This window comes from Clostridioides sp. LIBA-7602, from assembly GCF_056688945.1.
In genome coordinates this window covers 3,416,221-3,428,647 of sequence record NZ_CP196991.1, presented here as the reverse complement: position 1 = coordinate 3,428,647, position 12,427 = coordinate 3,416,221, and the positions used below count along the sequence as shown (strand labels likewise).

General features: G+C 30.3%; 10 protein-coding genes. 5 read left to right on the top strand and 5 right to left on the bottom strand.

Annotated elements, in window-relative coordinates; translation table 11 throughout:
- Positions 1-5 precede the first annotated feature (5 nt).
- From ACTG45_RS16070 to ACTG45_RS16060, 3 genes are read left to right on the top strand one after another with little or no spacing between them, the layout of a single operon-like run.
- The gene (locus ACTG45_RS16070; RefSeq protein WP_479919382.1) at positions 6-1,028 is read left to right on the top strand and encodes a FecCD family ABC transporter permease; all 1,023 of its coding nucleotides are present in this window, start codon (positions 6-8) and stop codon (positions 1,026-1,028) included.
- Between the two features lie 14 nt (positions 1,029-1,042).
- Entirely contained in the window at positions 1,043-1,825 is a 783-nt protein-coding gene (locus ACTG45_RS16065; protein ID WP_479919381.1) for an ABC transporter ATP-binding protein, read from the top strand.
- 11 nt (positions 1,826-1,836) lie between these two features.
- Positions 1,837-3,177 (top strand): MATE family efflux transporter, encoded by a 1,341-nt coding sequence (locus ACTG45_RS16060; RefSeq protein ID WP_479919380.1) that lies wholly within the window; start codon positions 1,837-1,839, stop codon positions 3,175-3,177.
- 159 nt (positions 3,178-3,336) lie between these two features.
- On the opposite strand, the gene ACTG45_RS16055 is transcribed toward ACTG45_RS16060, so the two are convergent.
- The 5 genes from ACTG45_RS16055 to ACTG45_RS16035 form a co-directional block, all read right to left on the bottom strand.
- A complete protein-coding gene (locus tag ACTG45_RS16055) occupies positions 3,337-4,500 on the bottom strand; it encodes a UxaA family hydrolase (protein ID WP_479919379.1) in 1,164 nt (387 codons plus the stop codon).
- Positions 4,501-4,512: 12 nt separating this feature from the next.
- Positions 4,513-4,788 carry a UxaA family hydrolase gene (locus tag ACTG45_RS16050; protein WP_021385946.1) on the bottom strand — a complete coding sequence of 92 codons (276 nt, stop codon included), beginning with the start codon at positions 4,786-4,788 and terminating at the stop codon, positions 4,513-4,515.
- Between the two features lie 20 nt (positions 4,789-4,808).
- A complete protein-coding gene (locus tag ACTG45_RS16045; protein ID WP_479919378.1) occupies positions 4,809-5,741 on the bottom strand; it encodes a 2-keto-3-deoxygluconate permease in 933 nt (310 codons plus the stop codon).
- A gap of 310 nt (positions 5,742-6,051) precedes the next feature.
- Complete coding sequence (locus tag ACTG45_RS16040; RefSeq protein WP_479919377.1) at positions 6,052-7,983, bottom strand: sigma 54-interacting transcriptional regulator; 1,932 nt, start codon at positions 7,981-7,983, stop codon at positions 6,052-6,054.
- A gap of 175 nt (positions 7,984-8,158) precedes the next feature.
- The gene (locus ACTG45_RS16035; protein WP_479919376.1) at positions 8,159-9,373 is read right to left on the bottom strand and encodes an NAD(P)/FAD-dependent oxidoreductase; all 1,215 of its coding nucleotides are present in this window, start codon (positions 9,371-9,373) and stop codon (positions 8,159-8,161) included.
- Positions 9,374-9,617: 244 nt separating this feature from the next.
- On the opposite strand from ACTG45_RS16035, the gene ACTG45_RS16030 reads away from it, so the two are divergent.
- Both ACTG45_RS16030 and ACTG45_RS16025 read left to right on the top strand, forming a co-directional pair.
- Entirely contained in the window at positions 9,618-11,000 is a 1,383-nt protein-coding gene (locus tag ACTG45_RS16030; protein ID WP_479919375.1) for a TldD/PmbA family protein, read from the top strand.
- Between the two features lie 11 nt (positions 11,001-11,011).
- The gene (locus tag ACTG45_RS16025; protein ID WP_479919374.1) at positions 11,012-12,361 is read left to right on the top strand and encodes a TldD/PmbA family protein; all 1,350 of its coding nucleotides are present in this window, start codon (positions 11,012-11,014) and stop codon (positions 12,359-12,361) included.
- Positions 12,362-12,427 lie beyond the last annotated feature (66 nt).

Below are 12,427 nucleotides of genomic sequence, written 5' to 3'. Positions count from 1 at the left end.
GTACTATGAAAAATATTATGAAAATAAATTCTAAAGCATTGCTTGTTATATCAATTTTAGTGGTACTTATTTTTATCACTTTTCTGGTGAGTTTAAATATGGGCTCATTTTCTATAGAACCAATGGATGTCATAAAGACTTTTTTAGGTCAAGGTCAGCGTAATCATGAAATTGCTATATTTAAATTGAGATTACCACGAATAGTAATAGCACTTTTGGTTGGTTCAGCATTATCAACAGCGGGAGTAATACTTCAAGGTGTTACAAAGAACGACTTGGCTGACTCTGGTATTTTGGGAATAAATTCAGGTGCTGCACTATTTGTAGTCGTTTACATATACCTTATGAATGGGAATGTTTATGAAGGAATGAGTAATCTAACCGTATTTACAATGCCAATTGTTGCACTTGTAGGAGCTTTATTTGGAGCCTTTCTTATATATTCTCTTGCATGGAAAGGTGGGATAAATTCTTCAAGATTACTACTTATTGGTATAGGCATAAATATAGCTTTCACCTCAATTTTGACGATATTCCAATTGAAATTTACAACACAAGAATTTAATAGAGTTATGGCATGGACATCAGGTAGTATTTGGGGAACTAGTTGGAAATACGTGATAGCTGTACTTCCATTTATAGTAGTTTTTATGGGTATAACTATGTATAAAGCTAAATATATAGATGTTTTAAACTTGGGTGATGAAGTATCTACAAGTCTTGGTGTAGAAGTAGAAAAACAAAGAAGAAGGCTCATAATATATGCAGTAATTTTATCTGGTGTATCTACAGCAGTAGCAGGTAGTATTTCATTTTTAGGTTTAATAGCTCCACATATAGGTAGAAAAATAATAGGACCAAAACATAAAAGATTAATACCAGTATCAGCACTGATAGGAACATTATTACTTTTAGTAGCAGATACTATATCTAGAAATATTCTGGCACCTATAGAAATACCAGTAGGTATAGTGGTTTCTATAATAGGAGTGCCATACTTTATCTATTTAATGTTGGCAAATGATTAGGAAAGGGTGTTGTTATGAACTGTATAAATACTAAAAATTTAAATATATCATATGGAAATACAGATATTGTAAAAAATTTAAATTTAAATATACCAAAAGGAAAAATAACTACTATAATAGGGGCTAATGGTTGTGGAAAATCAACAATACTTAAAACTATAGGAAGAATTATTAGTCCTAAGAGTGGAAGTATATATATAAATGGAAAGGATATTTATAAAAAGAAATCTAAAGAAATAGCAAAAGATATGGCTGTACTTCCACAAAGTCCTCAAGCTCCTAGTGGTCTTACTGTCTCAGAGTTAATTTCTTATGGAAGATTTCCTCATAAGAGTGGATTTGGTAATTCTAGTAAAGAGGACAGAGATATTGTAAATTGGAGTTTAGAAGTTACTGGAATTGCAGATTTTAAAGACAGAAATATAGAAGACTTATCGGGAGGACAAAGACAAAGGGCATGGATAGCTATGGCTTTAGCACAGGAGACTGATATATTACTACTAGATGAGCCTACAACATATTTAGATTTAGCTCATCAGTTAGAAATATTAAAATTATTAGATGAATTAAATAAAAAACAAGGAAGAACTATTGTTATGGTAATACATGAACTTAATAATGCAGCGAGATTTGCTGACTACATGATAGGTATTAAGAAAGGTAAAATAGTTTGTGAAGGTGATGCATATGATGTCATGACGAAAGATAATCTAAAAGAATTATTTAACATTGATGCAGAAATAGCAACAGACCCAAGAACAAATAAACCAATTTGTATAACTTATGACATGGTATAAATGGTGACAACATGGAAAATCAAGAAGCATTAAGACATGAAAAAATATGGATTTTATTACTTAGATATTCGATACCTGCAATAATAGCAATGATGGTAACTTCACTTTATAATGTAGTAGATAGAGCATTTATTGGTTCTATGGAAGGTATTGGTTCCATAGCTATTGCAGGTCTTGGCGTAACTATGCCAGTATTTACACTAATAATAGCTTTTGGAATGCTAATATCAGTAGGTGCTAGCACAAGATTGTCTATTAAGTTAGGTGAAAGAAATAAGGAAGAAGCAGAAAAGATATTAGGTAATGCTTTGACACTATCTATAATTATATCTTTAATAATAACTGTATTAGGGTTAGTTTTTTTAGAAGATATACTTTTTATTTTGGGTGCAAGTAAAGATTCAATCTCTTATGCAAAAGACTATATGAGTGTTATATTGGTTGGAAGTATATTTAATCTAGTTGCATTTTCTCTTAATAATGCGATTAGGGCAGAAGGTAATCCAAAATTAGCAGCAAGAACAATGATTGTAGGTTGTGTATTAAACTTGATATTGGACCCTATATTCATATTTGTGTTTGATTTAGGTATAAAAGGAGCTGCTATAGCAACAGTACTCTGTCAAGTAGTGGTATGTATTTGGGTAACATATTATTTTATAAGAGGGAAGTCCAATTTAAAACTAAAAAAATATAATTTAAAATTAGATAAAGATATAGTGAAAAATGTATTTGCAATAGGTATGACACCTTTTGCTATGGAAGTAGCTATAAGTATAACTCATATATTTACAAATAATTCTTTAAAGGCTTATGGTGGTGATTTAGCTATTGGAGCTATGACAGCACTTACATCTATTTTATTGATGTTTATGATGCCTGTGTTTGGCTTGAATCAAGGTATGCAAACTATAATATCATACAATTATGGTGCAAAGCAATATGAACGTGCAAAGAAAACTTTAATACTATCTATTATAGTGTCAATTGTTATATTGTCCTTTGGATTTTTAGTAGTACAAGTTTTCCCAGAAGTATTTGTAGGTATATTTAATAAAGATTCAGATTTAATGGAGATAGCTGTAAGAGGTATAAATATAAATCTAATTACATTGCCGATAATGGGAATTTCCATTGTAGGTCCTGTGTATTTTCAGTGTATAAGTAAGGTTAAACATTCTATGTTTTTAACTCTTTTGAGACAATTTATTTTATTTATACCATTAATTATTGTGCTTCCAATTAAATTTAATCTAGATGGAGTTTGGTTAGCACAACCAATTGCAGATTTTATTGCTATGATAATTGTGCTGTTATTCTTAAAAAGGGAATTTAAAACGAGAAAAGTATAAGTATATCAAAAAATAAAAGGTCTATCACTTAATAATTTTAATTATTGACTGATAGACCCTTTTATATATTTTAAATTTTATGTTAAAGGATTTTTATCTTGTATATATAGGGGGAGTGTATTTATATAAAGATACTTTATATATTATATTTATCAGATATTAAAATGTAGAAGCAATTCTATAAACACCAAATTCTCTATGACCAAGACTTTCAGCTTTAGTATATTTACCATTACATACTTCTACTATTTCGTTGAATATTTCTTGCCCTATATCTGCTATTTTAGCACCATCTGTTATAATTCTACCTGCATTTATATCTATATTGTCTGGCATTTTGTTGTATGTATCACTATTTCCAGTGATTTTAATAACTGGAGAAATTGGGCTTCCTGTTGGAGTACCTCTACCAGTTGAAAAGATTACAATCTGTGCACCACCTGCTACCATACCAGTAATAGAATCTATATCTTGTCCCGGAGTATCCATAAAATATAGACCTTTTTTATCATGTGGTAAAATATCAGCATATTCAAGAGCACCTTTAAATGGCTTGTTACCTGCTTTATACATACATCCAAGTGATTTTTCTTCGATTGTTGAAAGTCCACCAGCTTTATTACCTGGAGTAGGTTGACCACTACGTAAATCTTCTCCCATAGCAATTGCTCTCTTTTCTACATCACTTACAAATTTAAGAAACTTATCTTTCATTTTTTCATCTTCAAAACGAGTAGCCAGTAAATGTTCTGCACCAATTACTTCTGTAGTTTCACTTAGTATACTGCTTCCACCTTCATCTACAAGAAGATTTGATGCAACCCCTATTGAAGGGTTTGAAGCTATTCCACTTGTTGGGTCAGAACCACCACATTCAAGTGCTAATGTAATTTCGCTCATATCGAATTCAACTCTTACTTCTTTTGATACTTCACGAGACATTTGACCTATTATTTCAGCTCCTTTAGAGACTGTTTTTAAGGTTCCACCACATTCTTGTATAACAACATAATCTACTTTTTTTCCTGTTGTAGCTATCTCAGAAGCTAAGTCTTTTGCTTGTATACCATCACAACCAAGACCAACTACTAAAACTGCCGCAACATTAGGATTTTTCCCAAATCCTATCAATGTTTTTGCTGTAAGTTCTATATCAGAACCAATTTGACAACATCCATGTTGATGAGGGATAGCTATTGCTCCAGGTACAAGTGATGCTATTCTTGTAGCTGTCTCACTTGAACATACAGATGTTGGAATAACTAAAACATGATTACGAATACCAAACTGTCCATTTTCTCTTAAATAACCCATTAATTTCATTTCAATTACCTCCTATTTTTTGTCTCCACGACCACGTGTACTTTCAATATTATGTACATGAACATAGTCACCAGTTTTTATGTCAACTGTTGCGATTCCTATAACTTCACCATATTTATAGACAACATCACCTTTTTTTACATCTTCTGTAGCCATCTTGTGAAAAACAGGGATATCATCATTTACTATGTAAGATTTTCCATCAATTGAAACTTTTTCACCCTTAACTAAAGGTCTAACACATGTAACTAGATTATCTTTTTCATTTGCATGAATAATTGCATTCATCACTTTTACCTCCTTAAATATTAATTTACTTCAATATTTTTATTTGTTTTAAAAATAGCTTTTTTCTTTTTTTCTCTTTTATCTAGAAAAGAAACTAACATTGGACAACATATTGCTGTAACAATGATAGCAGCAGCAACCTGTACTGTTGAAACAGCTGCAATTGTAGCTAGAGTAGGGTCTATAGCAGCTAAAGCTTCAGGAGTACCAGCTGCATTGCCGGCTGTTGTTCCAGTAGCTGCACCCACTGCTGGATGCTCTGTACGTATAAGTTTCATTACAAAGTATCCACCCATACCTGTTATTAGAGTAACTCCTAAGCCAAGTACAACCCCAGGTAATCCAGCAGTTATAATTTGATTAAAGTTTAATGCTGCTCCTAAAGGGAAAGCAAAGAAAGGAATTAATAATGTTGTACCAGGTGCAAGGAATTCTCGTATATCTTCATCGAGATTCCCAAGTATAAATCCAAGTAGTATTGGTATGAGTGCTGCAAATAGTGCAACTATAGGTACATTTGCAAGTCCAGTCACTCCAAAAGCAAGCATTGTGAAAAAAGGACCATCATTTAAAGATAATATAGATATTGCTCCAACATCTGTAGAGTCTCCATATTCACCTGCAAGTGCAGCAAATAGACCTCCATTTGAATTGGTCATGGTAGCCACTATGGCAAGAGGTGTAATACCAATTATGCCTTTAGGCCCTATAAATTTACTGACGATAATACCTAATACTGCACCAATTATAAATTTTGTTGCTGTAAGCACTATTCCTTTAGTCAATGGTTTACCAGCTTGTCTAATGTTAATTTGAGCACCATTACATAGACAGAATAGAGCAAGTATACTCATTGCACCAGTTTTAAATAAGGATGTTGTGAATCCTCCAATTTCTAGAGCTTGTGGACATACTGTATTAAATAGTGCTCCCAATAACAAGGGACATACCATAAGTCCTCCCGGTATCTTTTTCACTGATTTTAAGATGTGCATCTAGTATCACTCCTTTACATTTTTATATAAGTATCTAAAAGCAATTACTATGCCAATATATAGATTTTGTATTTAAAGTTATTTTGATTATTTTTGTTGCTTGTTTGAAATGCTGTAGATTACTTAGAATTAAATGCATAATTGTGTGAAATTTAAAATTGAAAATAATTATTTTATTATATAATCGTATTTTTCAGCAAAATAACGAAACGTTTTATGTATTAAAATTAAACATAAAACGTTTCGTTATATTAAATATGTATTATTTTTAAACATCATTTTCTATTTCTTTTAATTTTCTCCATAGAGTAGAGCGGGTTATTTTTAGAATTTCACAAGTTTTTGTAGTATTTCTATTGTTTTCGTTGTAAATTTTATAGATATATTTTTTTTCTAATGTCTTTAAATCTAAGTTATTACATTCAAAATTATTATTATTTGTATTAGCTATATTATTTGTATTAGCTATATTATTTGTATACTCGCTGTTATATTTTTCTGATAAAATTGAGTCAAATGATTCTACAATAACAGCTCTTTCCATCATTCCCTCCAGTTCTCTTATATTCCCTTCGTATTCTCGTTCAAGAAGTACTTGTTTAATATTTGGAGTGATTATTAAAGGTGTTTTGTTGTATTTGATTGAATATTTATGTATAAAAAATTCTGACAACTCTAAAATATCTTCTTTTCTTTCTTTTAAGGAAGGAAGATATAGTGTTAAGATATTTATTCTAAAATAAAGGTCTTGTCTAAATAAACCATCACGCATCATATTTTTTAAGTCTTTATTAGAAGCACAAATAATTTTTACATCTATAGGGATGACTTTATCACCACCAATTCTCATAACTTGTTTTTCCTGTAATACTCTCAACAGTCGTCCTTGAAGTTCAAGAGGAATTTCACTTATTTCATCGAGAAAGATTGTACCTTCATGTGCTAACTCAAATACGCCTGCTTTACCTTTTTTTCTTGCACCTGTAAATGAACCTTCCTCATAACCAAAAAATTCACTTTCTATTAAAGATGGAGGTATAGCAGCACAATTTACAGCAACAAAAGGTGCCTTTTTACGTTTACTATAGTTGTGTATACTTTGACAAAACAGCTCTTTACCAACACCTGATTCTCCAGTAATAATCATTGGAGTATCATAACAGGCATATTTCTTTGCAATTTCTATGCAATTTTTCGTTTTTTCACTAGCATGTATTATATCGTCAAAAGTGTATTTGGCAGAGAGTCCTTTATTTAATAGACTTCTTCTTATTGTATGTTCAAAAGAACTTATTTCTTTACTATCTTGAAATGTAGAAACAGCTCCTTGAATTTGACCATCAACTATGATTGGAACTCTATTTGTAATGATTTTTGTACTTCCTATATTTTGTATTTCACCAATTTGAGGTTCCATAGTCTCAACTACTTGTGGAAGAACTGTGTTTGGAATAACATCTATAACATTATGATAAAGTGCATTTTCTTTTTTTATACCAAATATTTTTTCAGCACTCTTATTAAATAATGTGATTTTAAAATTTTTATCGACTGTTATTATCCCATCATGTACGAAATCTGTCATAGCTTCTATCTGTAATCTTCTTTTTTGTTCATCTTTAGTTGCATCAAGTATTTGTTCTGCTTGTTGAATAGCTCTAAGTATGTTTTCTTCCCTAGATTCGATTAATATCCCCTTGCAATTGAGTCTTTTAACAATATGTGCAACAGTAGTATCTCCTATATATGTGTTGATACCTTTCTTTCTATATTTTTCTATAGCATCATAAATCTCTTCTTCTTTTTCAATTTCAATCATAGTTATTTTTTTATTCAATATTTCTTCTATAATGTCAAAACCATAGATTACATTATTAAATCCAATTATTCCAAATGGCTCATTAGAGTTTTTTACTTCTTTATAGCTTTCTATGATATCATAAGCATCTACTTTAATTTCAACTACAGGTATGTTGTAAGTAGCTTTTAGCATATTGTAAGTCCCACCTCGGCTTATGATAATTCTGGTCCCATGATTAATACTTTTTTCAGCAAGAGGTATTCCTTCTTTTAGATTACCAAATACAACATCAATATTTGTATACTTGTGTTTTTTAACTATGTGAATTGATTTTTCGTAGGTTCCTTTAGTGGGAGCAATAACGAGTATTTCTTTCATAATGATTCCTCCATATTTCATCAAATAAACTTAAATATTATACTATGACTAAATTTATCAGTTATATTTTAATATTTTACTTTATATTTAATTATAAATAAAGTGTTTTTAAAAAGAACATTATAAAAGACTGTACAAAAATTAGATTTTAGAATTCTAAAGTTCTTTTTTTGTACAGTCTTTTAATATATAATGTCTATTTATCAAATCTATTTACTCTAAACAATTTCATATTTTTATTTTCTTTACCAAGATACAATTCACTTAACATTATACCACCAAGTATTGCAAAGAGTATTCCATTGGCTCCATAACCTAGGCAATACCATAGATTGTGGTTTTTGTTATCTGGACCAATAAAACCTAAATTATCTGAAGTAGAAGCAAAGCAACCACAATATTTATACTCAATCTGTATATCTTTTATATCCTTAAACATACTTTTTAATCTTTGTTCCAAAATGTCATACTTTTCATTAGCTAAAGTTTCATTTTCTATATCATCAAAACTTACATCCTCGCCACCTATAATTAATCGATTATCTTTCGTAGTTCTTAGATAATTATATGGGTCACAGTTATCTCTAATTAGAATATTGTTTTTCCAAGAATCTATGTTTTCAATCGGTTTTGTTGCTATATTGAAAGTATTTGACTTAGTTGCAAAGTTTCTTTTTGTAAATAAACTTGTATTGTACCCTGTAGCTACGATTAGTTTTTTTCCATGAACTTTATAACCATAAGATACTTCAGCAGTTACTTTATCATTTGAAAAGTCTACTTTTTTTACTTCCGTATTTTCATATACTTGCAGACCATTTTTTAGACTTACATCGATTAAATGATGACTATACTTATATGGGTCTAGTTCTCTTCCTCCGTTTTTTGCTATCAACCCTGATTTCAAATCAAAACTAAAAGGGTTTGTAGATTCATCAATATATTCAACATCGAATCCATTTTCTTTTCTTAAATTATATTCTTCTTTTATAGCCTTAACTTCAAGTTTATTAGCAGTATAAAGTAGAGTATCTCTCTTGGCATAATCACACTTATTTCCATAGAGTTCTATAAATTCATCTAACTCTTCAAGTGCTGATACACAAAGGTTGTATGCTTTTAGAGCATCAGTTAAAGTCATAACTTCTGTTAAGTCTATCAAATTGTCATCTAACTCATACTGTAAAAGAGAAGTGGTTACACTAGTGCTTCCATGTGCAATCCTTCCTTTTTCAAGAATGACTGATTTTATATTGTTTTTAGCTAGATAGTAAGCACAAATGCATCCAGTAACACCACCACCAACAATTATAACATCAGTATCAATGTCATCAGTAAGATACGGAAATTGTTTTGGAATTTTGTTTATATTAGTAAAAATAGGTTTTCCTTTTACATATTCTTGATTCATATATTTCACTCCTAAAATTTATTATGTATGAGTGTATTATTTTCTATAGCAAATAATATTATACATTTTAATTATCTAGATATATGGGTATGTATAAATAAAAATGTGATAACATTTTAGTGTAAAACATATGTATAATATATTTATAAGTACTTTACTTTAAGTAATAGTGGTATATGATGTTTTTAATAAGTAAAAGGATTAGATAAAAGTTAATTAAAAATTTAAAGTAGGAGGTAAATTTATGCTTTCAAAAGATATAGCTTCAAAGGTATTAGAAAAGTGTCTAATTACTGGAGGAGACTTCGCTGAGATTTTTGAAGAAGACACTATAAATAATTCTATTAGTTTAATAGATAATAAGGTAGAAAATGCAATAGGTGGAAGAAATTATGGTATAGGAATAAGAATATTTAAAGGATTAAAAAGTATATATGCTTATACAAGTGACAATTCGTTAAATAGTTTGTTGGATGTAGCATATAAAGCTGCTGTTGCTCTAGGTAGATTAGAAGATGGAAAAAGTGTAATACTAAATGACAATATTAAAATAAATAACATACATAATATAAAAATTTATCCAAATTCAATAGGTAATAGAGATAAAGTAAATGTAATGAAGATTGCATATAAGAGTGCAAAAGAGTTTAGTAGTGATATATCACAAGTGAGTGTTAGCTATTCAGATAAAGACCAAAAAATATTAATTGCAAATACTGAAGGAGTATATGTTGAAGATAGAAGAATAAGAACGAGACTTGGAATAAGTTCAGTTGCATCTAAAGGCAATGAAAATCAAACTGGATTTGAAGGTCCTGGAGGTTGCAAAGGATTTGAGATATTTGAAGAGATAGACCCAGAATACTATGCAAGAGAATCGGCTAGAGTAGCACATACTATGTTGCATGCTAAAAATTGTCCAGCAGGTAATATGATGGTGGCGATAGATAATGGATTTGGTGGGGTAATTTTTCATGAAGCATGTGGACATTCTTTGGAAGCTACATCAGTTGCAAAAGGCAACTCTGTATTTGCAGATAAATTAGGTCAACAGATTGCTTCTACAAAGATTACAGCTATAGATGATGGTACAATACCAAATTACTGGGGCTCTATGAATATAGATGATGAAGGAAATCCAGCTCAAAAAAATATACTAATTGAAAATGGAATATTGAAGTCTTATATGATAGATAAGCTGAATGGTAGACGAATGGGAATGAATCCTACAGGAAGTTCTCGTAGACAAAACTATAAATTTGCTCCAACTTCAAGAATGACCAACACTTATATTGCTGCTGGAGAAGATAAACCAGAAGATATTATAAAGTCAATACCAGATGGACTTTATGCTAAAAAAATGGGTGGCGGTTCTGTAAATCCTGTAACAGGAGAGTTTAATTTCGCAGTTTCAGAAGGCTACTTGATAAAAAATGGAGAAATACAAGAGCCAGTTAGAAGTGCTAGTTTAATTGGAAAAGGTAGCGATGTACTTATGAATATAGATATGGTTGGGGACAACTTAAAACAAGCTCAGGGGATGTGTGGTTCATCATCAGGAAGTATACCAACCAATGTAGGTCAACCTATGATAAGGGTAAAAGAAATTACTGTAGGTGGAAGATAGGAGGGATAATTGTGGAACTTAAAAGTTTTAAGGATATATTATTTAAAAAGGCTCTAAGTGAAGGTTTTGAAGAGTGTGAAATATATTATTATACAGGAGAAAATTTAAGTATAAATATATATGAAGGAGAAGTTGAAAAATACAATCTTGATAAGTCTTTCGGTTTATCTTTTAGAGGTAAGGTAAATGGAAAGATAGGTTACTCTTATACTGAAATTTTAGATGATAAAGCTGTTGATATGTTGATAAAAAGTGTAAAAGATGGGTTAAATACCATTGAAAATGAAGATGTACAGTTTATATATGAAGGTGACAAGCACTATAATGATGTAAAGACTTATTCTAAAGAGTTGGAAAATTTAGAAGCAGATAAGTTGATTGATTTAGCTCTAGAAATGGAAAGAGAGACTAAAGCTTATTCAGATAAGGTAGTAAATTTATCTAGATGTACTATATCTTATTCTGTATCAAGCAATGGTATATATAATACTAAAGGTCTTGATTTGAGTAATACAACTAATATGCTTATAGGGTTTGTAGTTCCTATCATAGAAGACAATGGGCAAAAATATGATGGAGTAGGATACAATATAGCAACTTCTATTGGAGAAATAAAGCCTTACGAGATAGCAAAACTTGGTGTTGATAATGCTTTATCTAAAGTAGGTGGTAAGAGTATTCCATCAGGTAAATATAAAACTATACTGTTTAATGAAGCTATGGTATCTTTACTTAGCACATTTTCTGGAATATTTAATGCAGATTCAGCTCAAAAAGGATTATCTTTATTAAAAGACAGAGAAGGAGATATGATAGCATCTCCTATAGTTACAATAGTTGATGACCCACTTTTAGAAAATGGTATGGCATCTACTCCTTTTGACGATGAAGGAGTAGCCACATTTAAAAAAGAAGTCATTTCAAATGGAAAGCTTATAACTTTACTTCATAACTTAAAGACGGCTAATAAGGCAAATGTAAAGACTACAGGAAATGGAATAAAATCTTCGTATTCATCACCTATAGGTATACATCCAACTAACTTTTATATAGAGAAAGGAGATAAATCTCTAGATGAAATTATGAAGGATATAGGTGAAGGATTGATGGTTACTAGTTTTGCAGGTCTTCATTCAGGTGCAAATTCAGTAACAGGAGACTTTTCTTTGGCAGCTAAAGGTTTTTATATTAAAGAAGGGCAAAAAGCATTTCCAGTAGAGCAAATTACAGTAGCAGGAAACTATTTTGACCTATTGAAAAATATTGAAGTTATAGGAGAAGATTTAGAATTTCCAATGAGTAGTATAGGCTCACCTTCAGTTGTTATTAAAGAATTATCAGTAGCAGGTAAAGATGAATAATTAAAAAGTAATTGTATAGGTAAAAAGCCATGTTAATCAAAATTAACATGGCTTTTTACTATGTAA

Coding starts and splice junctions, on each gene's coding strand:
- ACTG45_RS16070 (WP_479919382.1), top strand. CDS start 6: ATGAAAAATATTATGAAAATAAATTCTAAAGCATTGCTTGTTATATCA.
- ACTG45_RS16065 (WP_479919381.1), top strand. CDS start 1,043: ATGAACTGTATAAATACTAAAAATTTAAATATATCATATGGAAATACA.
- ACTG45_RS16060 (WP_479919380.1), top strand. CDS start 1,837: ATGGAAAATCAAGAAGCATTAAGACATGAAAAAATATGGATTTTATTA.
- ACTG45_RS16055 (WP_479919379.1), bottom strand. CDS start 4,500: ATGAAATTAATGGGTTATTTAAGAGAAAATGGACAGTTTGGTATTCGT.
- ACTG45_RS16050 (WP_021385946.1), bottom strand. CDS start 4,788: ATGAATGCAATTATTCATGCAAATGAAAAAGATAATCTAGTTACATGT.
- ACTG45_RS16045 (WP_479919378.1), bottom strand. CDS start 5,741: ATGGTATGTCCCTTGTTATTGGGAGCACTATTTAATACAGTATGTCCA.
- ACTG45_RS16040 (WP_479919377.1), bottom strand. CDS start 7,983: ATGAAATATGGAGGAATCATTATGAAAGAAATACTCGTTATTGCTCCC.
- ACTG45_RS16035 (WP_479919376.1), bottom strand. CDS start 9,373: ATGAATCAAGAATATGTAAAAGGAAAACCTATTTTTACTAATATAAAC.
- ACTG45_RS16030 (WP_479919375.1), top strand. CDS start 9,618: ATGCTTTCAAAAGATATAGCTTCAAAGGTATTAGAAAAGTGTCTAATT.